Source organism: Chlorobaculum thiosulfatiphilum, from assembly GCF_006265165.1.
Taxonomy (GTDB): domain Bacteria; phylum Bacteroidota; class Chlorobiia; order Chlorobiales; family Chlorobiaceae; genus Chlorobaculum; species Chlorobaculum thiosulfatiphilum.
Map to the genome: position 1 here is coordinate 22070 of NZ_VDCH01000008.1, position 25853 is coordinate 47922.

Consider the following 25853-nt stretch of genomic DNA (forward strand, 5'->3'; position numbering starts at 1 on the left):
CATTCTTCGGACAAAAAGGAGAGTGAACCATGCAAAGCTGGTATGACGGGCTCAACAAACCCAAACTGACACCGCCCAACAAGGTGTTCTGGCCGGTATGGTCAATGCTTTATGTGCTGATCGCTATAGCGCTGATCGTCTATTTCAGGACTCCCGTCAAACCCTATTCCACGACGGTGCTTTTGTTTTTGGCGGCGCACTTCCTGGCAGGATTTTCCTGGACTTCGATCTTTTTCGGAAAAAAGAAAATCCTGGCCGCCCTCATCGACCTGCTCTTCATGGATGTGACGCTCCTGGCCATCATCTTCTTCTTTGCCAACACCAACCCGCTGGCGGCAGCGCTGCTCGCGCCTTACGCTCTCTGGAGCCTTCTGGCGACCTGGCTGAACTTTGGCATCTGGCGGCTCAATCCCGACAAGCGATGAGACGATTGCCGCCCTATTGCCGGAAGCAGCCGAATCGCTACCTTACAAAAAAACCGGCGGCAGCAGGCTCAATTTTCTGAATTCACAAACCATGAAATATTCGGAAGCACAACAAGGAAGGGTCTTCATCATCCGGCTTGAGGATGGCGACATCTTTCACGAACAGATCGAACGATTTGCGAAGGAAAAAGGAATCGAGCGGGCCTGGCTGAACGTGGTCGGCGGAGCCGACAAGGAGAGCCGACTGGTCGTCGGCCCGGAAGAGAGCCGGGCGTTCCCGGTCAATCCGATGGTGCACGAACTGTACGATGCGCATGAAATCGTCGGCGCGGGTACCCTGTTCCCCGACGACACCGGCGCGCCGGTCGTGCACCTGCACATGGCCTGCGGTCGCGAAGAGAACACCGTCACCGGCTGCGTACGCAACGGCGTCAAAGTCTGGCACGTCATGGAGGTCATACTGGTAGAGCTTCTCGGCTCGGAAGCCCGCAGAATGCCCGACAAGGCAACAGGCTTCAAGTTGCTCGTACCGTGAGAGGAAAAATTATGAATGCTGAATTATGAATTGAAGAAATAATTCAACTCTTCTCCTGTTCGACCTATAAGTCCTATATGACTTATACGACCTATTCAAAAGAACTTACGGATCCCCTCAACACTCACGCGAACGGATTCCCCCCGCACTCCATTCCCAGCGAGGTGGCTACCGCCGCCTGCGTGACTTTGCCGTTCCAAACGTTCAGGCCGCCCGCGAGGCCGGGCATCACCACCATCGCGCTCTCCAGCCCAAGATCGGCGAGCCGCCGAACGTAGGGCAGCGTCACGCCCGTGAGCGCCTCGGTGGCGGTGGCGGGATAGGCGGCGGGCATGTTGGTCACGCAGTAATGCACGACACCAGCGTCGATAAAGACCGGATCGAGATGCGAGGTCGGGCGCGAGGTCTCGACGCAGCCGCCCTGATCGATGGCGATATCGACGATCACCGCCCCCGGCTTCATCGACTGCACCATGCCGCGCGTGACCAGCTTCGGCGCGCTCGCGCCGGGGAGCAGCACCGCGCCAACGAGGAGGTCGGTTCCCGGCAGCAGCTCTTCGAGGTGCTGCTCGTTCGAGTAGATCGTGTGCACCTCCGCCGGAAGCAGCGCCTCCAGCTCGCGCATCCGCTCGTGGTCGGTCTCCATCACCGTCACCTCCGCGCCGAGACCCGCGGCGATCCGCGCGGCGCTCATCCCGGCAACGCCACCGCCAAGCACGAGCACCCTGCCGGGCAGCACACCGGGCACGCCGCAGAGCAACTTGCCCTCGCCACCGTTATGCTTCGAGAGGTAGTAACCGCCCATGAGCACGCTCATCTTTCCGGCGACCTCGCTCATCGGCGCGAGCAGCGGCAAGCGCCCGCCGACCTCGACCGTTTCGTAACCGATGGCCGTAACGCCCGATTCCACAAGCGCTTGCGCGAGACCCGGCACACCGGCCAGATGCAGATAGGTGAACAGAATCATCTCTTTCCGGAAAAAAGCGTACTCCTCGGCGAGCGGCTCCTTGACCTTGACCACCAGCTCGCACCGCCACGCCTCCGCCGCCGAATCGGCGAGCACCGCCCCGGCCAGCCGGTACTTCTCGTCGCCGAACCCGCTCGACTCGCCCGCGCCACGCTCGACAACCACGCGATGCCCCGCGCCGACAAGCTGCCGCACCCCCGCCGGAGTACAGGCCACCCTGGTCTCGCGGGTCTTGATTTCCCTCGGAATTCCTATATTCATGGCAGAAAAATGATTAGGGTTATCCGCCGCTTCGTGGTGCCAAAAGTCCAATGATCCCGACAAATCACGACGGAACCATACGCTCTCAAGAAGTCCACTTTTCAATGTAACGTTTCGGCAAACTCTCCGGAACAGCCTGAATGATGAATATTCCGCAAGAACCAGCATACTGGCTCCTTTCGGCGGGCTGCCTCTGCGTCGCCTCGCTGCCCGCCCTGATGCGCAAAATCACCAAGGCGCGAGCCATCGCCATCGCGGCGCTCTGGCTCGCCCTCTGCGCCGCGACCATCTGGCAGTCCGGCCTCTTGCCGGGCTTGGCGACGACCCTCGTCTCCGGACTCTGGGGGGTGATTCTGCTTGCCGCGTCGCTCATCTTTTCGGGCATCCGGTCGATGCCGAACCAGCGCTTCGAAGAGCGCTAAATCAGTCGTCCGCGATCAACGATTGCTCGAAAACCACGCGGGCACGAAGCGCCACGCATGTTTCATCTCGCGATCATGAACGGCGTAATCGGGATCGTACCGCGCGACCGCCTCCCAGTAGCGGGCGGAGTGATCCATGTGCAGCGTGTGGCACAGCTCGTGAATCATGATGTAGCGCACCAGCTCCGGCGGCAGAAAAATCAGCTTCAGATTGAGATTGATGTTGCCCCGCGACGAGCAACTCCCCCACCGGCTCTTCTGCTTTTTGACCGAAACTCCCGAAATTTTGAACCCATTGATCGCGGCAAGCCTCGTGAGTTGAGACCCAAGCTTCAGCTTTGCGCGATGTTTCAACCACTGTTCAAGCGCCTCGAAGCACCACGCCCGGTTATCCACTCCGCCGGAAAGATCGAGCACATTGCCATCGAGTTCCCTGATGAAAATGCCCGGACGAAGCGGGTCGTACCGGTACTCGACCCGCCACGACTCGCCGACACCGGCAAGCTCGATCGCCTCCGGCAGCGCCGTTTCGGCCTGCGCGGGTTCGGCGGCGCGATGCTTGTCGAAGTTGCCCTGCACCTTCATGATCCACTCCATCTTGCTCTCGACCAGCGCGGACACCCGCTTCGGGTCGAACCCGACCGGCAAAACCACCGTCAGCCCCTCCTCCGGCGACATTTTCAAACGGGCATGACGCGCCCGGCGACTGACCTTGACGGTGTATGCAATGCCGGATGAATTGCCTCGGAAGGATAGAGCGGACATGCTGGTCGGGATGCGATGAACGTTGCCGAAATGCTCCCGAAGTATAGCCAGCGAGTGCAGATAAAAAAAGCGGATACCCCCTTCCCGGCGCTCCGCCTGCACCTGTCGGGCAGGAAAAAGACCGGGAATCCTGCATTGCACAGGAAAAGGATGAAACGGGGATATCCGGGAAACAGGAAAAATCAGGCGAGCGCCTGGCGAAGATCGGCGACGAGATCGTCCGGGTCTTCGATGCCGACCGAGAGGCGAATGACCGAATCGGTGATGCCCGCCGCCAGCCGGTGCTCGCTGGTCATCGAGGCGTGGCTCATCGTCGCCGGATGCTCGATGAGCGACTCGACGCCGCCGAGGCTTTCGGCCAGCGCGAAAATCCGCGTGCCGCGCAGCACCCGCTCGACCTCCGCCTGCCCGCCCGCCAGCTCGAACGACACCATGCCGCCAAAACCTCGCTGCTGGCGCTTTGCCAACTCATGCTGCGGATGGCTTTCGAGGCCGGGATAAAACACGCGCGTCACCTTCGGATGGCCATCGAGAAACTCCGCGACGATCCGCGCATTGCGCTCGTGCTCCTTCATGCGCGGCACGAGCGTCTTGATGCCACGCAGCACCAGCCAGCAATCGAACGGCTGGGCGCAGGTGCCGAGCGAGTTGACGAGGAACTTCAGCTTCTCGTCGAGGTCGGGCCTGTTGGAAAGAATCGCGCCACCGACCACATCGGAGTGACCGTTGAGATACTTCGTGGTCGAGTGAACGACGATGTCCGCCCCAAGCCTGAACGGCTGCTGGAGATAGGGCGAGAGAAACGTGTTATCGACGATGGACAACAGGCCGCGCTCCCTGGCGATAGCCGTCACCGCCGCGATGTCGATGAGATTCAGGAGCGGATTGGAGGGCGTTTCGATCCAGACCGCTTTCGTTTTGTCGTTGATATGCGCCCGGATCGCTTCGGGATCGCGCAGGCTGATGAAGCGGATGCGGACGTCGAAATGCTCCTCTATGGTGCGCAGCAGCCGCGCCGTGCCGCCGTAGCAGTCGTCAGTGCAGATGATCTCGTCGCCGTTACTGAAAAGATGCATCACGGAGGCGATTGCCGCCATGCCGGTGGTCACGGCCACGGCGAACGAGCACCCTTCGAGCGCCGCGAGGCTGTCTTCGAGCGCCTTGCGAGTCGGGTTGCCGCTGCGCGTGTAATCGAAGCCGCGAGTCTTGCCAATATCCTCGAAAACAAAGGTCGAACTCTGGTAGATCGGCGTCATGATCGCGCCGTAAGCCTTGTCCGGAGCCACTCCGGCGTGGATGGTGTCGGTCTGAAAACTCATAAAAGGGGATTTTTTCTGATGATTGTCGATTGGCTTCTCGCCGCCGCGCAACTCTGGTGACAACGGCGGACATTTGGAAATCTAATTAACGATTGTTAATTTCAAAACAGAAAACACGGCATTTGACACTCATCGTTCAGACGCTGCTCCATGAACACAATCCCCCGATACGCATGTCATTCCATCCAGCAACCAACGGCATTCCGATGCCCATCGTCACCCTCAACCGGAGCGTGCTCCTCACCGGCATCGCGCTCGGCTATATCTTCCAGCAGCCGCTCGTCACCACTGCGCTGTTTCTCATCGTGCTCCCGGCGGTGCTCTGGGGCCAGAAAGCGAGCCTCATCTACTTCGCCGGTTCGCGCCTTTTCCGAGAGTTGAACCGGAACGCGGAGACCGAAAGCCCGCTCCTGATGCGCTTCAACAACGCGATAGCCGTCATCATGCTCGGCGCGGCGCAACTCGCGTTCCTCTTCGGCGCAACGCAGGCCGGATGGATCATCTCCGGCATGGTAGCCCTCGCCGCGCTGATAGCCCTCTGCGGCTTCTGCTTCGGCTGCTACCTCTACTTCCAGTTCAACATGCAGCGGTACAAACTGTTCGGAAAGAAGAATACATCCGGCGCAGAGGCGTTGCAGGTCGAATAAGAAGCTAACTCACTTCCCAGCCTTCAAATCCCGTAGAAGCCGATCGAAAGATTTTTTGTAAGCATCGTGATCTTTCCACAGGGTGAAGTCTCCGATGTGTCGCTGACGCTTAACGTTTCCCGCCCAGCCTGTCGTGCTGTCCATAACGGCTTCATCCAGACGAACGGGAAAGAGAATATTTTTTTTCTCGATCCTCTCGCGGTCAAGAGCATGTTCAACCTCATGTTCTACCCAATCGCTCTGAACGGAATGCTCTGATAAAATCAAGAGAAGCTTGTCGTGAATCCGGATTGACTCGTCGATGGTTGGACGGATTTTGTCACCAATCTTCATATCTTCAGATGCCAGCCAGCAACGGACGTTGTTTGCTTGTAACCCTTCCCAAAGACGTTTAGCAAACTCCTCATCATTGTGGCTATAGCTGATAAAACAAGAATAATATTGAAATGGAGTGGCCGTCAAGGAACGAGTGTACTCAATCATTTGGTCAGGGACACCGCAGCCACGGAGGAATGCTTCGGGTATTTTGCCTTTGGATAGGTAAAGTGTATCAATGCCGATAGCTGAGGAACTGTGGTGTTGAACTGTTTCAAGACCTCGGACAGTACTGAGATCGAGTTCTGCAAAAATTGTTGCACTGGCATATATACCGCTGAAATCAGCCCCAAAAACACTAGCAAACAACAAATTGGTTCCACTCAGATCGGCCCCACTTAGATTGGCGTTATTCAGACCAGCCCGTTCCAGCTTGGCTCCATTCAGTTTGGCTTCACGCAGATCAGCCCAACTTAACTCTGCATCACTAAGGTTAGCTTCACTAAGATTGGCCCGCCTCAGATTGGCCCATTCCAGTTTGGCTCCATTCAGTTTGGTTTCACGCAAATTAGCTTCTTCCAGGTTGGCTCCGTGTAGATCAGCTTTATTCAGATTAGCCCATTCCAGTTTGGCTCCATTCAGTTTGGCATCACGCAAATTAGCTTCACTAAGTTGAGCTCTTCTCAGATTGGTTTGCTCCAGTTTTGCCCTATCCAGTTTGGATTCACTCAATAAAGCTTCACTAAGATCGGCTCCACTCAAATCGGCATCACTCAGATCAGCTTCACTAAGATTAGCTCTCCACAGACTAAGGCCCCTAAGATTAGCTCCATTCAAATCCGGCTCAAACGCTAAAAACTCCTCCCTCCAGCTATTCCAAGCCTCAGCGCCCTGCCTCAAAATCGCCAGATGTTTCGAATTTGCCATAGTGGTTTATCGATGAGTGAACGATGCTGCCGGGGTGCGTCGGATGGGGGCGACTACGGAAAAGATACCGAAACAGTGCGCGTTCAGCAACAAGCTGAATCGAAGTCCAGAGCAGACACACAGGTCTGCCCCTACGGAATATATTGTCCTTAACTCACCACGACTGACAGATTCAGGCGTCGGCGGGTTTCTTTTTCGGCTCCAGCCTGATCACCAATTCACACCCGACCGCCTCGGCGTATTTTCTCAGCGTAGCAATGGAGGGCGAATGTTGACTGCCGCCCTCCAGCCGGGAGATGGCGCTTTTGGTCGTGCCGATCTTGCTGGCAACCGCCTCCTGCGTCATGCCGGAGTTCTTCCGCGCTTCAAGCAGCTCCCGGATCAGCGCGTACTTCGGTTCAAGCGCTTCGCATTCCCTGCGAAACTCCTCGTTTTCCATCTCTTTCCGCAAGAACTCTTTAGGGTCATACTTGACCGGCTGATACGGCAGATCATCCATTGGTTACCTCCTTCATTCGCTTGAGTGCTATCATCAGTTCTTTTTGAGGCGTTGCTTGTGGCAAAAGTTAGCAAACGTGCAAACCATTTAAAAAAAAGTCCCGGAGAAAAAGAAAAGTCAGAGGCTGTCTCAAAAGTGATTCACAACGGCATTTTAAGCCTGCATTTGATTGTCATTCTGAGTCCGACGCAGTCGGGCGAAGAATCCAGAAAAATCTCGTTAAACCCTTATAATTAGTCACTTATTCGGTTTTTCCGAGAAAAATGGATTCTTCACTTCGTTCAGAATGACAGAGGGAAATATGATAATCCTTAAAAAACAGAGCCTTGGATAACCTTTTAAACAGGCGCCTACGAGAATACCATCGTCTCCGGGTCACAGACGTATCACGATTTCGATTTCACTTGAGCAACCACACCAATCCGCCTTCCCCGCAAAATCGCTCGGCGGAAACTGTTTGTTTGGAAAAATGGCCGATAAATCGTAACAATCGTTAACAGCGAGATTGCGACAGCGTCAAGCCCGGTTTTTGGCGGAAGGTGTTTCGGGAAAAGGAGGAACCGTGAATTCTGCTTACCTTGTCTGTACATCCGCAAACACGAACGAGCATTACAGCATATGCACTTTGAAACCATCGCCATCCATGACGGAAATACGCCGGAAAGCTGCGCCGGATCGGTGACGCCGCCGGTGTACCAGACTTCGACCTTTGCCCGCCCCAGCCTCGACGAGCGGGGCGAATTCTTCTATTCGCGCATCGGCAACCCGACGCGCTCGGCGCTCGAAACGACCCTCGCGCTGCTTGAAAACGGCAAGCACGCCACAACCTTCGCTTCCGGCGTGGCGGCGATGGTGGCCGCGATGCAGGTGCTCAAACCGGGCGACCACGTCGTCTCCAGCCTTGATGTGTACGGCGGCAGCTACCGCATTTTCGAGCAGCTCATGCACCCGTGGGGGGTCGAAACCTCCTACGCGGCGAGCGAGGCGACGGAGAGCTATCGGGAGTACATCCGCCCGGAAACCCGCATGATCTGGGTCGAAACGCCCTCCAATCCGCTTTTGCAGATTTGCGACATCCGCGCCCTCGCCGCCATCGCCAACGAGCGCGGCATCGTGCTCGCCGTGGACAACACCTTCGCCAGCCCGTACTTCCAGAGGCCGCTCGACCTCGGGGCGCACCTCGTCATCCACTCGACCACCAAGTACCTCGGCGGCCACAGCGACGTCATCGGCGGCGCGGTCGTCGTGTCGGACGACCGGCTGCACCTCGCCGTCCGCAACTACCAGGGCGCGGCAGGGGCGATTCCCGGCCCGTGGGATTGCTGGCTGGTCTCGCGTGGCCTCAAGACGCTGAAAATCCGCATGGAGGAGCACCAGAAAAACGCGCTGCATCTGGCGCGAGCGCTCGAAAAGCATCCAGTGGTGAGCCGGGTCATCTACCCCGGACTGGAGTCACACCCGCAACACGAGCTGGCGAAAAGCCAGATGAGCGGCTTCGGCGGAATGCTCACCATCGCGCTGAAAGGCGGACTTCCGGCAGCGCGGAAGATGATCGACAGCCTGCGACTTTTCGCCATCGCCGACAGCCTCGGCGGCGTGGAGTCGCTCGTCGCCTCGCCCGCGCTGATGACCCTCGGCCCGCTATCGCAACAGGAACGCGACCGCCGCGCCTGCACCGACGACCTGGTGCGGCTCTCGGTCGGCCTCGAAAACGCGGAGGATCTCGAAGCGGACCTCCTGCAAGCCCTTGCAACCATCTAAATTTCAACGACATGGCCATCATCGCAAATATCACGAGCACCATCGGATGTACGCCGTTGGTGCGGCTCAACAAGCTCGCAGAGGGGCTCGACGCCGACATTCTCCTCAAGCTCGAATACTTCAATCCGCTCGGCAGCGTCAAGGATCGCATCGGGCGGGCGATGATCGAGGCAGCCGAAGCCGAGGGAAAGATCGACGCGAAAACGCTCATCGTGGAGCCAACCAGCGGCAACACCGGCATCGCGCTCGCCTTCGTCTGCGCCCAGCGCGGCTACCGGCTGCTGCTCACGATGCCCGAAACGATGAGCATCGAGCGCCGTAAACTGCTGCGCTACCTCGGCGCGGAGCTGGTGCTCACCCCCGGCTCGCTGGGGATGAAGGGGGCCATCGAAGAAGCGGCGCGGATCGTCGAGGCCGAAAAGAACAGCTTCAACCCCGGCCAGTTCCAGAACCCGGCCAATCCCCGTATTCACCAGGCCACGACCGGCCCCGAAATCTGGAACGACACCGAGGGTCGGGTTGACATGCTCGTGTCGGGCGTCGGCACGGGCGGAACCATCACCGGAACCTCGCGCTTCATCAAGGCGCTCAAGCCTGGCTTCAAAAGCATCGCTGTCGAGCCGAAAGATTCGCCGGTGCTCTCCGGCGGCCAACCGGGGCCGCACAAAATCCAGGGCATCGGCGCGGGCTTCGTGCCCGAGGCGCTCGATGTGTCGCTGCTCGACGAGGTGGTAACGGTGAGCAACGAGGACGCCATCTCGACCGCGCGAGCGCTCGCCTCGCAGGAGGGCATCCTCTGCGGCATCTCCTCCGGCGCAGCGGTTCACGCGGCCCTCGAAGTGGCTCGGCGCTCCTCCTCGGCAGGCAAAACCATCGTCGCCATCATCCCGAGCACCGGCGAACGCTACCTCAGCACCGCGCTCTTCGAGGGCATCGAGGGGTAAGTGGAACGCTCCTGCATTCAGGAGGGTTTTAACCCGACGGACACTTGAAACTCTTACATTCACATTGCCCCGGCTTTCAAGCCGGGGTTCGAGAGAATAGTGAACACCCTTCTTCTGGTTTCGATCTGTAATTATGACTCCGGCAACAAAAAATCGCAATCGACGCTGTAGTAAGATATTGGGCTAAAGCCCTGATTCATTTTATCTTATCCGCATACCCCGGACTGAAGTCCGGGGTATGCGGATAAGAGTTTTAATGGCCGGAGCAATAACTCTCGTACGTACATTTCATTTTGAGGCCAACGCGGAACATGTATATTTGTCGTCAGGCACGAAACAAACCGGTTATCACTATCCATTTCCCATGTCCACAATCGGCATCATCCTGAATGGCGAGCGCAGGGAAATTCCTGCGGGCGCGACGGTCGCCGACCTTCTCTGCATCGCGGACGCTGGCCGTCAGCCGGTGGCTGTGGTGGTCAACGAAAATATCGTGCGTCCCGACCAGCGAGACTCGTGTATCTTGCAGGACGAGGATCAGGTCGAAATTCTTGTTTTCGCTGGCGGAGGCTGATCGCCGCCAGATCAAAGTCTGTTACTGTAACTCCATGGATTTACTTCGCTTAGGCACATATACCTTCTCATCCCGCCTGATTCTCGGCACCGGCAAATTCAGCAGCACCTCGGCGATGATCGAGGCCGTCCGCGCGTCGGGAACGCAGCTTGTCACGGTCGCCCTGCGGCGCTTCAATCGTGAACAGGCCGAGGACGATCTGTTCGGCCCGCTGTCCGAAATCGAGGGCCTCACGCTGATGCCCAACACCTCCGGCGCGGCCACGGCCAGCGAGGCGGTCAAGGCGGCGCATATTTCGCGTGAACTCTCCGGCAGCCCCTTCATCAAGGTGGAGATTCACCCGAACCCGCACCACTTGATGCCCGACCCCATCGAGACCTACGAAGCGTGCAAAATTCTCGCCGCCGAAGGGTTCATCGTCATGCCCTACATCCCGGCTGACCCGGTGCTGGCCAAGCGGCTCGAAGAGGTGGGGTGCAGCTCGGTGATGCCGCTCGGCTCGGCCATCGGCAGCGGGCAGGGGCTTTCGACCGCCGAGATGGTGAAAATCATCATCCGCGAGAGCAACATTCCGGTCATCGTGGACGCCGGGCTGCGCTCGCCGTCGGAGGCTTGCGCGGCGATGGAAATGGGGTGCGAAGCGGTGCTGGTCAACAGCGCCGTGGCGGTGGCCCGCGATCCGGCGGCGATGGCGAGCGCTTTCGCCAAAGCGGTCGAGGCGGGATTCGAGGCGCGCAACGCAGGCCTGATGCCACGCTCGAGCGCGGCAGTGGCGACGAGTCCGCTCACCTCGTTCCTCGGAGGGGCTTCATGAGCGCGTTGCCCGCATGGCTGACGGACAAGCGGCTCTCGGCGGAGATCGAACCGCTGTTGCGGCAAACGGACGACGAGTCGCTCGAACGGCTCGCCGCCGAGGCGCAGGCGATCACGCTGCGGCGCTTCGGGCGCATCATTTCGCTCTACGCGCCGCTCTACCTCTCCAACTTCTGTTCGAGCGGCTGCGTCTATTGCGGCTTCGCCTCGGACAGAACGTCGCCGCGCCGCAAGCTCGATACCGGCGAAATCGAAAAGGAGTTGCTGGCGATGAAGGCGCTCGGCATCGGCGACGTGCTGCTGCTTACCGGCGAGCGCACTGCGGCGGTGGGCTTCGACTATCTGCGCCGCGCCGTGGAGATCGCCGCCCGGCACATGCCCCGCGTCGTCGTCGAGGCGTTCCCGATGAGCGTCGCCGAGTATCGCGGCCTCGCCGAATGCGGCTGCACCGGCATCACGATTTACCAGGAGACTTACGACCCGGACAACTACCGCGACCTGCACCGCTGGGGGCCGAAGCAGGATTTCCTCGAACGGCTCGAAACGCCGGAACGCGCCATCACTGGCGGCATCCGGAGCGTCGGCATCGGAGCGCTGCTCGGCCTGTCGGAGCCGGTCGGCGAAGCGCTCGCCCTGTTGCGCCACGCGAAGTATTTATGTAAGACATACTGGAAAGCGGGCATCTCGGTCTCCTTTCCGCGCATCCGCCCGCAGGAGGGCGGCTTCCAGCCCAACTTCACGGTCTCGGATCGCTTCCTCGCACGGATGATCTTCGCCTTCCGCATCGGGTTGCCGGATGTCGATCTGGTGCTCTCGACCCGCGAAAGCTCGGCCTTCCGCGACGGCATGGCCGGACTCGGCATCACCCGCATGAGCATCGCCAGCCGCACGACCGTGGGCGGCTACGTCGAGTCGGACGCCGCGAGCGCGAGCCAGTTCGAGGTATGCGACGACCGAAGCGCCGAGGCGTTCTGCGCCGCCCTTCGCGCAAAAAATCTGGAACCGGTGTTCAAGAACTGGGACGCGGCCTACAACAACCCGCTGCCCTCAGAGGAGCGGGCGTGAGTTTGACTGACGAGCAACGCCAGCGCTACGCCCGCCACCTCGCGCTGCCGGAAGTCGGCGAGGCGGGGCAGGAGAAGCTGCTCGGCTCGAAGGTGCTGGTGATTGGCGCGGGCGGCCTCGGCTCCCCTGCCGCATTCTACCTCGCGGCGGCGGGCGTCGGCACCATCGGCCTCATGGACGGCGACACGGTCGATCTCTCCAACCTGCAACGCCAGATTCTGCACACGACCGCATCGGTCGGCACGAACAAAACGGAGTCAGCGCGAGACAGAATCGCAGCCCTCGACCCCGCCATCACCGTCGAATGCCACCCCTTCCGGCTCAGTGCGGACAACGCGCCGGAGATTCTCGCCGGATACGACTTCGTCATCGACGCCACGGACAATTTCGACTCGAAATTCCTCATCGCCCGCGCCTGCCACGAGGCGTCGAAACCGTGGTCTCACGGCGGAATCGGCAACTTCCACGGCCAGACCATGACCATCATTCCAGGCCAAACCGCCTGCTACCGCTGCATCTTCCACGAAGACGGCGCAACGAAGGAGGCCATTCCGCAAGGCCCCATCGGCGCCCTACCCGGCATCATCGGCTCCATCCAAGCGATCGAAGCGATCAAATATTTGCTCGGCATCGGTGAGTTGCTGACGGATGCGCTGCTGATGTTCGACGCGCTGGCGATGAGTTTTCGGAAGGTGACGGTGCGGCGGAATGCGGGATGTGGGGTGTGCGGGTGAGGAAAGATTGTGGCGACAAATTTCCTTACATGTTGATTTTTTATAAACGCCTAACGCCCCCGTTAGGACGCCTCCCGATCGTCACCAATGTCCATGAGTCGGGCACCCTGGCGAAGATTGCCCTCGGCACTAACCAGCCGGAGTAGCGCGTTGGCTTTATGAAATCGATGCCAGCTTTCCCGTTGCGCCTCGTCCATGAATGTATCCACAGCCTTCTGGTCCCCGGTGTGGTCGATCTCTACATCTTGGGCCGTCCATTGATTCTCCGCCAACCACTCGTTGACTAATGATTTAAGTGTGTGAGGCGGTTCGTGATCTACATGGGCTTCATCCCGAGTGAAGTCGTTTCCAGAAATTGGACATGTACGGGCTTCGGTATCACGTGTCGGCCACTGCGAATCTTTGTATGCGAGTTTTTGGTCGTTAATGGCATTCCGGCATGCCATGCGGAGACGCGTTATAGGGGTGGACGGCGTTAACGCCTCCTTCCATGAAATATCAGTCTCCGTTCCATCCACCCGCCGTACATAGAAGCAACGGGTATTGAACTCGGGCGCTTGGGCAACGAAGAATCCTGCCACTCCAGCACCGGCCTTTTCTTCCCGCTGCGGATGATTGGCTACGAGACCAAGAAGTACATCCACCGCATTGTCCTCGAGTATTGGAACCCGGTCTTCGTACCGATCACGGATTTCTCGAATGGCCTTGTCCGCAGCCGTCTTTGAGGGGAACGTATATGAACCAAGTGTAACCGGAATGGACCTTCCCATCATCAACTTTACTCCTCCGCATCGGGCATCCTAACATTGTTTATACTGATCCGCCTAAACCGCGGATTTCTAAATCACAGTCCATATAAGACGCAATCGAGAAGCCATTGAAAATACCGCTAATAACTTTATTTTTAGTCACTTAAGCCTTACGTTGCTTTTTATTTCTGCTTCTTATACGGGTCGGCATAAGAACACTGCTCACAGCCCGTCAACAGGGCTTCGAACACCAGACGGCCCGCGATTCAAGACATGCGTATAGATCATGGTGGTGCGTACATCATTATGCCATTGAACAATCTCTTTAAAAGGTAAATAACAACATCCTGTCTAAAAATTTATTTTTTACACTGAAAACTCATTGACAGGTTCATAGCCATCTGGCCAAGGCAAAAGCAATCACCCACCCACAAACTCCCCAATCACCCGCAAAAACGGCTCGGCATACCGCTCCAGCTTCACCTCGCCAATCCCCGATACGGCAAGCATTTCATCGCGTGTCGTGGGTTTGAGGAGACTCAGTTCGACGAGAGTCTTATCCGAGAACACTACATATGGCGGCACGCCCTGCTCGTCGGCGAGACGCTTGCGTAGCATCCGGAGCTGCTCGAAGAGCTGCTTTGCATCCGGCGGCAGGGCGTCGAGACCGGCGCTTTTGCGGGTTGCCGCGCTCTTCTTCTCCGTGATCCGCACCAACTCGACCCGCTCCTCGCCCCTGAGAATTTTCGCGCCGCCTTCGAGCAGGTAGAGCATCGGGTACAATCCCTCCGAGCGGCCAACGGCTTTTCGGGAGATGAGGTCGTCGATGAGCCGTCGCCAGAACTTCTTGTCGTGCTCCTTGCCGATGCCATAGACCTTCAGCCGGTCGTGGCCGAAATCCTTGATCTTCTGGTTCTTGCTGCCGACGAGGATGTCGATCAGGTGCGCCGCGCCGAAGCGCGAGTCGGTGCGCACGATGACCGAGAGCAGCATCTGCGCCTCTCGCGTGCAGTCGGTCAGTTCGTGCAGGCCGAGGCAGACATCGCACGAGGCGCAGTTGTCGCGGGGATAGGTTTCGCCGAAATAGTCGAGCAGCATCCGGCGGCGGCATGCGGTCGAGGAGGCGAAGGAGATGACCTTCGAGAGCGAGTCGAGCGCCCGCTGCCGCTCCGGTTCGTCCGTCATCGCGTCGATGAAAAAGCGCACCTTCGGAATATCGGCCTGTGAAAAAAGCAGGATGCAGCGGGCCGCCTCGCCGTCGCGTCCGGCGCGGCCGGTCTCTTGGTAGTAGCTCTCGATGCTCTTGGGCAGGTCGGCGTGGATGACGAAGCGCACATTGGACTTGTCGATCCCCATACCGAAGGCCACGGTCGCCACGATCACATCGACTTCGTCGCGGATAAAAGCCTCCTGATTGTCGCGCCGCTCCTGGTCGCCGAGACCGGCATGGTAGGGCAGGGCGCGAAAGCCGCGCTTTTGCAGCATCTTCGCCGTGTCGTTGACGCTCTTGCGGCTGGTGCGATAGACTATGCCCGACCGGCCTGTGAACTCTTTCAGGATCGAGACGAGCTGCCCCTCCCCTGCCTCCTTGAAGCGCACCTCATAGGTGAGGTTCGGGCGGTCGAACGACGCTCGCAAGACGAACGGATCGCGCAGGCGGAGTTTCCGGGCGATGTCGTGCTGCACCCGCTCCGTCGCGGTGGCGGTGAAGGCAGCGACCGGAATGCCGGGCAAAACTTCGGGAATCGAGGAGAGGGCGAGGTAGTCGGGGCGGAAGTCGTGGCCCCACTCGGAGATGCAGTGCGCCTCGTCGATCACCGCCATGCTGATCTGGCAGCTCGCGAGCAGCTCGCGGAAATGGTCGAGGGCGAAGCGTTCGGGAGCGACGTAGAGCAGGTCGAGCTCTTCGGACTGGAGCGAGCGGAGCACGGCGGACTGTTCGGCGAAGTCGAGCGAGCTGTTCAGGAACGCCGCCCGGATGCCGTTGGCGCGAGCACCATCGACCTGATCCTTCATGAGCGAAATGAGCGGGCTGACCACCAGCGCCGCGCCGGGCATGAGCACCGCCGGAAGCTGGTAACAGAGCGACTTGCCGCCGCCGGTCGGCATGACGGCAAAGACATCGCGCCCACCCATCAGCGCCCGGACGATCTCTTCCTGATTTGGCCTGAAGGAGCTGAATCCGAAAACCCGGCGAAGCGGATGATCGAGCGATCCAGCGCCGGATGAGGGGTTCGGGGCGCTCATGCTCGCGGCTCAGGAGTGAGCCATGTGCCTGATGGCTGACTCGACCTCATGGCCACCGGTTTTGCTCGCGTCGAGCGACTGCGCCGAAGCTCCCTTTTCAATCGGGGCAAGCAGTTCCGGCGCGATCGTGATCTCCACGCCCTGCATGATGCTGTCGAAATAGACCACGAGCCGCTCTTCGCGGCCCTCTTTTCTGACCACGCCCTCCATGTCCTTGAACGGCCCGGCCAGTACGCGCACTTTCTTGCCGACGGGAATCGAAATGACGGTCTCGCCAATCGAGTCGGGTTCGTGAGCGAGGCGCTTCAGCCAGTCGATATCCCGCTCGGAAATCACCGACGGCGTCTTGCCGATACCGATGAACTTCACCACGCCATCGGTTTCGAGCACATGCACATGCTCTTTGTGATAGTCGATCCTGACGAAAACGTAACCTCTGATAAGCGGCTCTTCGACCCTCTTTTTCCGGTCACTCCACTGCCTGACCGTCTCGATCAGAGGCAGAAAGCTTGACAATCCCTTTTCAAGCAGGTACTGGTGCACTTTTTTCTCGTAGCGAGAACAAACATAAACAGCGTACCAGCATTCGTTTTGTTTAGACTCATTAATCATCGCTAAAAAGGTCAACTGGTTGCATTCACCTGAAATATATGCGCTCACAGAGCCTGTCCCATATTTCGGCGACACAAACATATACAAATATTATACTTCTATACTTGATGGACTCAATATATAAAACTTTGATAATAAAAAGCGGTTGCCAACAGATGCATAAATTGCCGCCACCATCTTAGCGGAATAATGACGGGCAGCTCAACACAACTGATCTTTCTACCATCACTTGTCGGGCATCATAACGCGCAGGGCGAAACGGTAAACGGTTCGTCCGATCATCTCCCGCAATGCCATTGCGGAGGCATCCAGCCCGTTGGCATCGGGCAGAAAATCGAGCATCGTCGTTTGGCGCATCTGGTCGGTCGCCCTGAAATCGACCGCAAAGGGCTCGACCTCGAAACCTGCGGCCCTGAACAGCATGAGCGCTCGGGACATGTGAAACGTGCTGGTCACCAGAATGATCCGCTTCGGCTTGCCATGCGCCACGCCGAGTAACGCCGCCGTGGCGACCGCCTCTCCGGCGGTATTGGCAACCGTCGAAGTCAGCCGGATGCTTCCGGCAGGCACGCCGCGCAATCGCGCCCTTGCGGCCAGCAGCTCCCCCTCGGGAGCGGCATCGGGCTGCCACGGCATCTGGCCGCCCGTGAAAACGAGCACCGGAGCCTTGCCCGCCCTGAAGAGATCTACCCCGCCCTCAAAACGATCCGCCGCCTCCCCGAACTCGCCGAGAGGCGCTCCGTCGAGTTGCCGGAGCATCCCGCTCAAAACGACAATGGCATCCGCTCGCCGGACGCTCTCCACCGGAATGCGATGGTACGGCATCTCGATACGGCGCATCAAGGCATCGCCGACAACCGGCAGGCTCAACGCCCATAGCAGCGCGAGAGCAATCCAGACGAGGTATCGGCGCTTGAACAAGAGGCCCGCGATGGCAAGCAACAGGCAGATGCCCGGAGGCAGCACGAACAGCGGCAGAAGTTTGCTCAGTATCAGCATGGAGGAGCGTTGTATTTAACAAAAAATCACTCGCACATGTATTAACTATCGTGAAGATACCAGAAACAGGCAAAGGTTTGCAAGAAAGATCTGCGGCGCTCACAACTATCGCTGAAGCTTTCGGGGATATGCGGCAACAGTTTTCTGCCGGTACTCTGCAAGAACGGGAAGATCCGCCTCCGGAAAATCGAAATCGCCTGCCTCGCCGATTTCGATCCATCGCAGCTCTTCATGCTCACCGGAATCCGGCTCACCGCTGACGATGCGGCAACGAAAAGCGATCAGCCGGAGCGAGCGGTCGGAGTAGCTGTGCTCGACCGGCGTGAGGCGCTCGACGATCTCCACCCTGACGCCAAGCTCCTCCATCAGCTCCCGGTCGAGCGCCTCGGCCTCCGACTCGCCAACCTCGACCTTGCCTCCCGGAAACTCCCACTTGCGAGCCAGATGGCGTCCGGCGGATCTTCTGGCAATCAGGAACCTGCCATCACGTTCGATGATGGCGCAAACGACGTCGCCGATAAACAATTGAAGTGATTTGATATTTGACAATGACGAAAACGATGTCATGGCAACCTGAGCGGATGCCGTTGACCTGAACGCGAGAATTTACAACTCTGTCAACAATATCCTGTATCCCCGGCTTTCAAACATGGAGAAGCGGACTTAAAGAGCCATGCAGGAATGGAAGACGGCATCAAGATGTTGAGCGCAATTTTATTATAAACTGAATTACTCTTATTTTCTTCAATACTGTTAAAAATGCCGCCGTCCCCACCCCATCGAGGAGATCACCACATGAAAAATCGTTTTGCCCGCCTGAAAAGCCTGACGCTGCTTTTCCTGCTCTCCCAACTGTTTGCCACCTGCACCACCGAGCAAAGCATGGTAGATCAGAACGCGCTGAAGCAGCGATACCGCGCGGCGGTCGCCGATGCAGCCGTTGCCGAGCCGTCGGAAATATCGAGAAATCTTGTAGCCATCCTGCCGTCGAACGAGCGGCTCGTCTGGAAAAACCGCAACGACTCGCTGAATACGCGAGTGCTGGTCGTAACCTGGACGAACTATAATGGCTATGATGGCAAGATCGGCCAACCGGTTATGGTGTCGAGAGAAATCTGGGTGACGACGGTGCCGGAGGTGAAAAATTTCTGTAAACAGCAGAAAGTTCAAGGCGCATTGCGGCTCGAACAGCTTCTCGGCCTGCCACCAAACAACGGAAAAACGAAATTCGTCGAAATGTGGGTCAAACCATCCGATCTGTACCGGCCAAGCGCGGATCCTGAAATAACTGACCGCGAAGCAGAAACCGGGTTCCATACCACCAATGGCTATATCAAGGTAACTGACGAGTTCAAAAAGTGGTACAACGACCTGAAAGCGCAATCCTACGGAGACAACGGCTACCCGTGGACCAGGCTCGGCTACACATACGACTGGGGAAAAGAGAAGAACCACATCGGCATGAGCGAATTTGTCATCCTCACCGGCGCCACCGTCGAGATCAATTCGATTTCAACGACTGAGGAGTATGAAGGCGGAAAAAAGAGAAGAGCTGATTGCCAATGATTGTCACACACAAGGCAAAAATCTTGAAAAAGCCCGGTAAGCCTTCACGGAGATCGAGAGGCAATGGGCAGCCAGAGAGTGGCCGCATCCCGGACAAATGGTCGCTGAATCTCCGAAATAGCGGTCTCACCAGACGTTACCCATGTAGCAATGTATCGACAGGATGAGGAGTTACTGAATATCGTGGAACAGACAGAGATTTTGTTCCTGAAAACGCTTCGCGCCAATAATTTCACCGCGCATAATTGTTTCAAATAAAAGGGTGTCTCTAAAAAGTGTGATGAGCGGTTCGAGTGCAAGGCGAACGGAGCGCAGAAACTGTAATGTACACGCAGTACATGAGGATTTCGAGCACCGCCCAACGCTAGCAATCGAAAAGCGCAATATGTTTTTAGAGATGCCCAAAAGCCCCGAGATTACACAGACATAATACGTCACAACCAGGCAATCAGCCAGAATTTTGAGCGCTTACACCGCCGAAAACTCTCATGAACGAACTGCCGGAAAGCACGCGCGCGAAGCGATGAAATCTTTTTTTATTTGCAGACCTTTTACTAACTTAACTGTAATAAAGGTTTACACCACCACGAGGTGCCCAGTCAGCCAATCAAACCGAGCAGAACCATGCAGCCTCAGCTAAGCCGTCCGCAAACCGCGACCAACCAGGTTCGCAACTCTGTTTCTGGCCCCTGGTCAGGAAATGCGGCACACAAAGCCGAAAAGTATTTCATCACATCAGCAAAACGCGATCGCAACGACAAGCTCCAGATCGAGATTATGCCTTCATCTGGCCGTCGGAAGCTGTCGCCAACCCCGGAGATGATCCGCAAGCTCATCGACGGCGAGATCGAAATTTACGTTCTCACCACCCAGCCTGACATCGCCATCGATCTTGGCAAGCAGGTGATCGACATGGAAAACCGCTACGTCATCGATTTCGACAAGCGCGGCGTCAAGTGGACGATGAGGGATATTCCCGTGTTCTACCGCGAAGGCAAGGGCCTGTGCGTTGAACTCGACAACAGGATTTACACCCTCAACGAATTCTTCAAATAAACAGGCTTGTTTCAGCACCTCTCTCAGGCAAATCTGTTCAGAAAGAGCCATGCTCCAGCGTGGCTCTTTTTTTGTGCATAAAAAAGCCCGGATCATCGCCGGGCTTTTCAGAGTACTGATTATTTCTTTTCGAGACTCTTTTGGGCGAGTTTCGCTTCCGGAGATTGCGGATAGAGATTGACGACATCTTTGAACCGCGCTTTCGCGTTGGCTTCGTCTCCGATCCTGGTGAATGAAAGTCCCTGCTTGTACAGCGCGGCAGGCCGTTTGAGACTCTTGGTGTATCTGGCGATCACGACCTGATATTCGAGGATAGCCTTCTCGTACCACTTTTCATTGTAATAGGTCTCGGCGAGATAGAACTGCGCGTCGGCCACTTTCGGCGATTTGGGATTGCCGGTCATGAATGCAGTGAAATTGTCACGCGCGCCCGCAAAATCGAGCTTTTTCATCTTGATCAGCCCCTCGTTGATCAATGCCTCGCCGGTTGCCGGTGAATTCGCCCCTTGCATTGCACCTGAAGACGGGCCTTTCGGCTGATCAGCAGCATTCCCGGGTGCACTGCCTGACGTTGAGGATGCCGGTGGCGGCGGCATAACCCTCGGCGGCAAGGACTTGCCGGTTCCGTCGCTTTCAATGCCGAGATACTGCTCTATCCTTGCAATCCGGCTCTCGAAATCATTGGTTTTCCTGACCAGCAGGGAATCCTCCATATCCAGCCTCTTCATAGAAGCCCGATAATCATATTGCAGTTGATCGACGGTACCGCGAAGTGAAGCGACCTCTTCACGGTACTGGGTTATTTCGGAATAGGAACCCGCTGACTGCTGTTTTATAACCTGCGACTCCTGCTTGAGCTGTGAAACTTCTCCCTGAACATAGCTCATATCGTTCTGCGACGCACATGCGGAAAGAAGAATCACTGGAATAAATAAAAAGCGCCTGGTTTTCATCATGAATCGATAATTGGTTCATTAATGACAAAACCGGAGACCGGACATAACCCGGCCTCCGGCATCATGCTAATTCGATCGGAAGGCTTACTTCGTAACAAAGTGATCTCTTCTGTTCTTCGCCCAAGCCTCTTCGTTGTTACCGGTGTCGAATGGCTTCTCTTCGCCGTAGCTGACAGTCGAAAGTCGATTGTTGCTGACGCCAAGGTTGATCAGATAGTTCTGAGCTGCTTCGGCGCGGCGCTCCCCGAGCGCAATGTTGTACTCGTCAGTACCACGCTCGTCGCAATGGCCCTCGATAGTCACCGAAGTATAGGAATTCTTCTGCATCCAGGCGGCATTCTGTTTCAACTGCTCCTGCGCTTCGGGACTCAAGGCAGAACTGTCGAAATCGAAGAAAACGTCACCGATGACAGTACCACGACCTCCTCTTTGGTCAAGGTTTTCCACATCCACTCCAGAGCCGCCGCCTTTGCCCGATCCGTAACCAGATCCTGCGGCGTCACTCGTCGATGCTGCTTTCTTTGAAGAACAACCGCCGGCCAGAATGATGATGGCAGCTCCAATAACTCCTGCTAACGTGTGTCTCATGAGGTTTCTCCCCTTTCGTTGATGTAATCAAAACAGACTGGCGGGCCGGAAAGCCCTTCGTATTATCAATAATATTTACTGCTCCACAAAATGCGCTCTTCTGTTCTGAGCCCATCCTGCTTCGTCATGACCAGTATCGAACGGCTTTTCTTCGCCGTAACTGATCGCGGTCATACGGGCCTGATCGGCCCCGAGACCCACCATGGCGTCCATGGCCGAATCGGCTCGACGCTGGCCAAGAGCCATGTTGTACTCCGAAGTGCCCCGTTCATCGCAATGGCCTTCAATGACGACACTCTTGGCCGTGTTGGCGACCATCCATCCGGCATTCTGTTTAAGTTGCGCCTCGCCTTCGGGAGTAATGCCGGAACGGTCGAAATCAAAGAAAATATCGCCAAGAGGCGCGACTGGCGCAGGAGGCGGCGGTGGTGGTACGGGTTCTGGTTGTCTGGTGGTGCAGCATGCGCCAAGAAGCAGCAGTGCCGGAACATACAACGCCCTCTTGGTGATTTTTTTTACGCTTGTCATATTTCCATCACTGTTTAAAGGGTTGACAAAAAAAACAGTTACTTGTTGACAGACCATGATGGCTGCTGCTGCTCACCTTCCATGCGAAGCAACGGCTTCTGGTTTGTACCGTCCGCATTCATGACATACAGCTTTCTTTTCCCGTCACGGGTCGATGAAAAAACAATCATGCTACCATCGGGCGACCAGGATGGGTACTCGTTATTCCGCGACCCGCTGGTCAACTGGAGCAGACCTGACCCATCGGCGCCTATTGAAAATATATTGATTTCACCACTCTTTTGCATTGAGGAATACAATATTTTATCACCATTTGGAGACCATGACGGCTGGGTATTGTAGGTGCCGCTGTAGGTCAGACGCCGAACCTGGCCGCTGTTCATATCCTGAATGAAAACATGGGGACCGCCCTGCCTGGTCGAGACAAAAGCCATCTTTGAGCCGTCAGGAGAAAAGGAGGGTGATACATCGATGCCGCCGCCTTTGGTCAACCGGCGCTCGACCGTGCCGTCTGCCCTGATGAGATAAAGATCCTGATCGCCCTGATAGGAGAGCGTCGTGACGAGCGTGTTGGTGCCTGGCCGCCAGGCTGGGCTGATGCACACGCCGTGCTTGTTGACCGAGACTTTCGCGCCGGTTGCAAGATTTTTGATATAAAGATTGGGCCTGCCGCTCGTATAATCCATCCATGCAAGATAGTTGCCGTCGGAAGAAACGGTAGGCGTCAGAGAGATCGACCTCGAATTGGTGAGCTGCACGACATTCTCTCCGTCGAAATCGCACATGTAAACCTCTTTATTGCCGGTGCGATTGGAGATGAAAACGATTTTGGTGCCGAACACGGAGCGCTTGCCGGTGAGCAGTTCGACAAGATCGGCGCAGAAACGCAACCCGATTGCCCGAAGCTGGCTCTCCTCGCCGGAATAGTTGCGACGGAGCAACGACTTGCCGGAAGCATCGAAAACCTGCATTTCAAGAACAGGCTTGCCCGATTTCTTCGTAACGCTTCCCCCCGCATAAATATCGCCGCCAACAGATGCGATTGAGGCAAGATTGAGCGTACCGTCCTGAGAATTTCTGATGTTGAGCGGAGCGGACATCAGATTGAACAAGCCGGTGAAATCGAGCCCTCCCTTGATAGTGGCGTTGAGACTGTTGGCCCATGCAGACTCCTTGTCCCCTTTGGCGGCTGTTTTATCGAGAACGATGGCGATCCTGCTGGCCCCCGTTTTCCGGATAGCGATGTATTCGCCAACCTCTTCGGCTTTGAGCGTCAACGGCATGAGCAGCAAACCGAACAGCACGAGGCAGAGGGAGACGAACGTATTTCTGGTGCTTCTCATATCAGGCGGAAATGAATTGATGTTTAACAAGGATACCCCGTTTTCAGCACGAGGCTCCAGGCCTCATTTGGCAGACCGACGGGCACAAAGCCCCAGTCCATACTCTTCAGGAGATGATTATTCAGATTATACAACAACTTTGCAAAACAAAACAACCTTCCGAGCGACTCAAGGCTTGATCCCTTCCGGTGTGAAGACAAACCCCACCCACCTACCTTTGCTACCTCCTGCCCTGGGTGGTGCCGGAAAAGGGGTCGATTTGGCGAGGGCGACCTTGACGGAATTGTTGAGATATTCGCTCGATGATTTCCGGTCATAGCGTATCTGGCTGACCGAGCCATCCGGCAGAATCAGCAAGGAGACATAGACCTCCATTCCCGTGGTGCTTCGAATCATCAGGCTTGAAAACTCCCAGTTGTTCTGGATGATTCCGGCGATTTGCGCCATGTAGGGATCGAACGCTCCCCCGCCACCGGCGCCGTAACGGCCGCCACCCGCCCCCGAGCCGGAACCGAAGCTGGCGGGACCGCCGCCACCGGCCACTTTTTTCTGAAGACCGGCCAGCGTACTGCTGAGATTGCTCGGAGCCGATGCCGAAGTTTTGCCCGTCTCGGTTTTCCGCGCGGCGGTATTTGTCTTGAGCCGTTCGAGCGCCGCCTGAAGATTTTTGCGTTCGTCAGCCGCGCTCTGCTTCTTCGGAGTCGGCTCGGGGGTCTTGACCGGAGCCTTGAGTGGAGGCTTTTCTGGAATTTTCTTGACCGCCGCCGGTTCGGGAATCTTTTTGGCAGGTTGAGGCGGTGCCGACTCGGCAACCTTTTTGGCGGGTTGAGGCGCTGGCGGCTCGGCAACCTTTTTGGCGCCCGCCGGTTCGGATGCCTCCGGCTGCTTTTCGACGTCAGCAACAGGCGCTTCGACGCTTTTCGGCCCGCCAGCGGGACCGGGAAGGCCAGGCATCTGCATCAGCGATACGCTGACGATCTTCAGCGGAGGATGCATACGGACGTAAAGGAGCTGAAGCACAACGACAGCGGCAATGACCGCCACATGCGCCGCCGCGGCAATGCCAATCCAGCTGTAAAGCCGCCTCTCGTCCTGCTTCAGTTCATCCCTGCTCTGCATACCTTGCCTGTCGAATCAACGGTTCTGGCTATCCGGCACCGACGGTTCGGTGACCATGCCAATCTTTTCCACCCCGGCCTCCCTGATCGATGCCATGACCGACATAACAAAACCGTACGGCAGCGTTCTGTCAGCCTTCAGATAAACCTCTTCGGCATTCATCGATTCGAGAATTTTCGGCAGCCTGTCGGCGATTTGCGAGGCATCGAGCTGATAATCGTTGATCATGATCCTCCTCGACGCATCGACGGTCACCACAAGTCCCTTGGAGTCGATATCCATCCGCTCGTGCGTCGTCTGCGGCACATCGACCTTCATGCCGCTGGTCATCATGGGCGCGGTCACCATGAAGATGACGAGCAGCACCAGCATGACATCCACGAATGGCGTCACGTTGATGTCGCTCATAAGCCTGGTTTTCTGTCCGGTCGTCATCGCCATCTTCTCCGTTTACTGATTGAGCAATGAATCGACGAAGTCCGGAGCGAAGTCTTCCATGTCGCGCTCGATCTGACCGATCTGCTGAGTGAAGTAGTTGTACCCCATGACGGCGGGAATCGCCGCGACCAGACCCGTCGCCGTGGCAATGAGCGCTTCGGAGATGCCGGGAGCGACCGCGGCGAGCGAAGCTGACTTCATGAGACCGATATTCTGAAAGGAGCTCATGATGCCCCAGACGGTGCCGAACAGGCCGATGAAGGGGGCGGTGTTGCCCACGGTCGCCAGAAACGGCACCATGCGGGTCAAGCGCTTGCTCTCGGCATTGACTTCGCGCTTGACGGCGAGCATGATGCGTTCGCGCAGTTTTGACGCGGAGCGGTCGCGCATCGCGCTGTACTCGATGTACCCGGCGCGGAACACCTTCGGCAGCGAGCCGTTGCGGTAGCTTTCGCTCGCCGCGAAGAGCTTGTCTGCATGCTGCAAGTCGAAAAACGAGTCCAGAAAATCCTGCGACTCCCGCATCGACTTCCTCACGAATCCGAACTTCCAGGCGATGATCGCCCAGGAAACGATCGAAAACGCAAGCAGCACGAGCAGCACTATCACCACCACCGGCCCGGATCCGGCAATCAGCGAAACAATTCCACCATTGGCATGTTCAGACATGTTCGATTCC

Annotated in this window: 29 protein-coding genes and 1 pseudogene; 12 read left to right on the forward strand and 18 right to left on the reverse strand. The window is 57.2% G+C overall.

Annotated features, from left to right (window positions below):
• Window positions 1-29 precede the first annotated feature (29 nt).
• Both FGF66_RS05375 and FGF66_RS05380 read left to right on the forward strand, forming a co-directional pair.
• Window positions 30-425, forward strand: coding sequence for a TspO/MBR family protein (locus FGF66_RS05375; RefSeq protein ID WP_139456657.1), 396 nt, complete (start codon window positions 30-32; stop codon window positions 423-425).
• A gap of 91 nt (window positions 426-516) precedes the next feature.
• Entirely contained in the window at window positions 517-960 is a 444-nt protein-coding gene (locus tag FGF66_RS05380; protein WP_139456658.1) for a PPC domain-containing DNA-binding protein, read from the forward strand.
• A 124-nt stretch (window positions 961-1084) separates the two neighbouring features.
• Here FGF66_RS05380 and ald read toward each other — a convergent pair whose 3' ends face one another.
• Complete coding sequence (ald, locus tag FGF66_RS05385) at window positions 1085-2188, reverse strand: alanine dehydrogenase (protein ID WP_139456659.1); 1104 nt, start codon at window positions 2186-2188, stop codon at window positions 1085-1087.
• A gap of 143 nt (window positions 2189-2331) precedes the next feature.
• Here ald and FGF66_RS05390 point away from each other — a divergent pair, with 143 nt between their 5' ends.
• Window positions 2332-2610: a hypothetical protein gene (locus FGF66_RS05390; protein WP_246046587.1), complete on the forward strand. Its 279-nt coding sequence runs from the start codon at window positions 2332-2334 to the stop codon at window positions 2608-2610.
• A 15-nt stretch (window positions 2611-2625) separates the two neighbouring features.
• Here the strand turns inward: FGF66_RS05390 and FGF66_RS05395 are convergent, their stop codons facing one another.
• Entirely contained in the window at window positions 2626-3375 is a 750-nt protein-coding gene (locus FGF66_RS05395; protein WP_139456661.1) for a M48 family metallopeptidase, read from the reverse strand.
• 182 nt (window positions 3376-3557) lie between these two features.
• The gene (locus tag FGF66_RS05400; RefSeq protein WP_139456662.1) at window positions 3558-4694 is read right to left on the reverse strand and encodes a trans-sulfuration enzyme family protein; all 1137 of its coding nucleotides are present in this window, start codon (window positions 4692-4694) and stop codon (window positions 3558-3560) included.
• A gap of 173 nt (window positions 4695-4867) precedes the next feature.
• On the opposite strand from FGF66_RS05400, the gene FGF66_RS05405 reads away from it, so the two are divergent.
• Window positions 4868-5341 (forward strand): DUF4395 domain-containing protein, encoded by a 474-nt coding sequence (locus tag FGF66_RS05405; RefSeq protein ID WP_246046588.1) that lies wholly within the window; start codon window positions 4868-4870, stop codon window positions 5339-5341.
• A 9-nt stretch (window positions 5342-5350) separates the two neighbouring features.
• Here the strand turns inward: FGF66_RS05405 and FGF66_RS05410 are convergent, their stop codons facing one another.
• Window positions 5351-6583: a toll/interleukin-1 receptor domain-containing protein gene (locus tag FGF66_RS05410; RefSeq protein WP_139456663.1), complete on the reverse strand. Its 1233-nt coding sequence runs from the start codon at window positions 6581-6583 to the stop codon at window positions 5351-5353.
• Between the two features lie 172 nt (window positions 6584-6755).
• Complete coding sequence (locus FGF66_RS05415; protein WP_139456664.1) at window positions 6756-7082, reverse strand: helix-turn-helix domain-containing protein; 327 nt, start codon at window positions 7080-7082, stop codon at window positions 6756-6758.
• A gap of 618 nt (window positions 7083-7700) precedes the next feature.
• On the opposite strand from FGF66_RS05415, the gene FGF66_RS05420 reads away from it, so the two are divergent.
• From FGF66_RS05420 to FGF66_RS05445, 6 genes are all read left to right on the forward strand, one after another.
• Complete coding sequence (locus tag FGF66_RS05420; protein WP_139456665.1) at window positions 7701-8843, forward strand: trans-sulfuration enzyme family protein; 1143 nt, start codon at window positions 7701-7703, stop codon at window positions 8841-8843.
• Between the two features lie 11 nt (window positions 8844-8854).
• Window positions 8855-9787 carry a cysteine synthase A gene (gene cysK / locus FGF66_RS05425; protein ID WP_139456666.1) on the forward strand — a complete coding sequence of 311 codons (933 nt, stop codon included), beginning with the start codon at window positions 8855-8857 and terminating at the stop codon, window positions 9785-9787.
• Between the two features lie 364 nt (window positions 9788-10151).
• Entirely contained in the window at window positions 10152-10361 is a 210-nt protein-coding gene (thiS, locus tag FGF66_RS05430) for a sulfur carrier protein ThiS (RefSeq protein ID WP_170181229.1), read from the forward strand.
• 34 nt (window positions 10362-10395) lie between these two features.
• Window positions 10396-11175 (forward strand): thiazole synthase, encoded by a 780-nt coding sequence (locus FGF66_RS05435; protein WP_139456668.1) that lies wholly within the window; start codon window positions 10396-10398, stop codon window positions 11173-11175.
• Window positions 11172-12239, forward strand: a complete 1068-nt coding sequence (thiH, locus tag FGF66_RS05440; protein ID WP_139456669.1) for a 2-iminoacetate synthase ThiH — start codon at window positions 11172-11174, stop codon at window positions 12237-12239. Before FGF66_RS05435 ends, thiH begins: the two co-directional genes overlap by 4 nt.
• Window positions 12236-12973 carry a HesA/MoeB/ThiF family protein gene (locus FGF66_RS05445; protein ID WP_170181230.1) on the forward strand — a complete coding sequence of 246 codons (738 nt, stop codon included), beginning with the start codon at window positions 12236-12238 and terminating at the stop codon, window positions 12971-12973. Before thiH ends, FGF66_RS05445 begins: the two co-directional genes overlap by 4 nt.
• A 62-nt stretch (window positions 12974-13035) precedes the next feature.
• On the opposite strand, the gene FGF66_RS05450 is transcribed toward FGF66_RS05445, so the two are convergent.
• From FGF66_RS05450 to FGF66_RS05470, 6 genes and pseudogenes are all read right to left on the reverse strand, one after another.
• A complete protein-coding gene (locus tag FGF66_RS05450; protein ID WP_139456671.1) occupies window positions 13036-13746 on the reverse strand; it encodes a DCL family protein in 711 nt (236 codons plus the stop codon).
• Window positions 13747-13944: 198 nt separating this feature from the next.
• Window positions 13945-14031: pseudogene (locus FGF66_RS12935) on the reverse strand (tyrosine-type recombinase/integrase); the annotation flags it as partial.
• 111 nt (window positions 14032-14142) lie between these two features.
• A complete protein-coding gene (gene recQ / locus FGF66_RS05455) occupies window positions 14143-15969 on the reverse strand; it encodes a DNA helicase RecQ (RefSeq protein ID WP_139456672.1) in 1827 nt (608 codons plus the stop codon).
• A gap of 9 nt (window positions 15970-15978) precedes the next feature.
• Entirely contained in the window at window positions 15979-16581 is a 603-nt protein-coding gene (locus FGF66_RS05460; protein WP_139456673.1) for a UpxY family transcription antiterminator, read from the reverse strand.
• Between the two features lie 225 nt (window positions 16582-16806).
• Window positions 16807-17580, reverse strand: coding sequence for a YdcF family protein (locus FGF66_RS05465; RefSeq protein WP_139456674.1), 774 nt, complete (start codon window positions 17578-17580; stop codon window positions 16807-16809).
• A gap of 105 nt (window positions 17581-17685) precedes the next feature.
• On the reverse strand, window positions 17686-18129 hold the full coding sequence (locus tag FGF66_RS05470) for a (deoxy)nucleoside triphosphate pyrophosphohydrolase (protein WP_281279052.1): 444 nt from the start codon (window positions 18127-18129) through the stop codon (window positions 17686-17688).
• Between the two features lie 246 nt (window positions 18130-18375).
• Between FGF66_RS05470 and FGF66_RS05475 the strand changes: the two genes are divergently transcribed.
• Window positions 18376-19146, forward strand: a complete 771-nt coding sequence (locus tag FGF66_RS05475) for a hypothetical protein (protein WP_139456675.1) — start codon at window positions 18376-18378, stop codon at window positions 19144-19146.
• Between the two features lie 624 nt (window positions 19147-19770).
• Window positions 19771-20202 carry a photosystem P840 reaction center protein PscD gene (gene pscD / locus FGF66_RS05480; RefSeq protein ID WP_139456676.1) on the forward strand — a complete coding sequence of 144 codons (432 nt, stop codon included), beginning with the start codon at window positions 19771-19773 and terminating at the stop codon, window positions 20200-20202.
• Window positions 20203-20321: 119 nt separating this feature from the next.
• On the opposite strand, the gene ybgF is transcribed toward pscD, so the two are convergent.
• From ybgF to tolQ, 7 genes are all read right to left on the reverse strand, one after another.
• Entirely contained in the window at window positions 20322-21155 is an 834-nt protein-coding gene (ybgF, locus tag FGF66_RS05485; protein ID WP_246046590.1) for a tol-pal system protein YbgF, read from the reverse strand.
• A gap of 87 nt (window positions 21156-21242) precedes the next feature.
• Window positions 21243-21746, reverse strand: coding sequence for a peptidoglycan-associated lipoprotein Pal (gene pal / locus FGF66_RS05490; RefSeq protein WP_139456678.1), 504 nt, complete (start codon window positions 21744-21746; stop codon window positions 21243-21245).
• Between the two features lie 75 nt (window positions 21747-21821).
• Window positions 21822-22331, reverse strand: coding sequence for a peptidoglycan-associated lipoprotein Pal (pal, locus tag FGF66_RS05495; protein WP_342779640.1), 510 nt, complete (start codon window positions 22329-22331; stop codon window positions 21822-21824).
• Entirely contained in the window at window positions 22313-23617 is a 1305-nt protein-coding gene (tolB, locus tag FGF66_RS05500) for a Tol-Pal system beta propeller repeat protein TolB (protein WP_139456679.1), read from the reverse strand. The genes pal (FGF66_RS05495) and tolB overlap by 19 nt, the downstream gene beginning before the upstream one ends.
• Before the next feature lie 168 nt (window positions 23618-23785).
• Window positions 23786-24736, reverse strand: a complete 951-nt coding sequence (locus tag FGF66_RS05505; RefSeq protein ID WP_139456680.1) for an energy transducer TonB — start codon at window positions 24734-24736, stop codon at window positions 23786-23788.
• A 15-nt stretch (window positions 24737-24751) separates the two neighbouring features.
• Window positions 24752-25171 carry a protein TolR gene (gene tolR, locus FGF66_RS05510; RefSeq protein WP_139456712.1) on the reverse strand — a complete coding sequence of 140 codons (420 nt, stop codon included), beginning with the start codon at window positions 25169-25171 and terminating at the stop codon, window positions 24752-24754.
• 15 nt (window positions 25172-25186) lie between these two features.
• Entirely contained in the window at window positions 25187-25843 is a 657-nt protein-coding gene (gene tolQ, locus FGF66_RS05515) for a protein TolQ (RefSeq protein ID WP_139456681.1), read from the reverse strand.
• Between the last annotated feature and the right edge of the window lie 10 nt (window positions 25844-25853).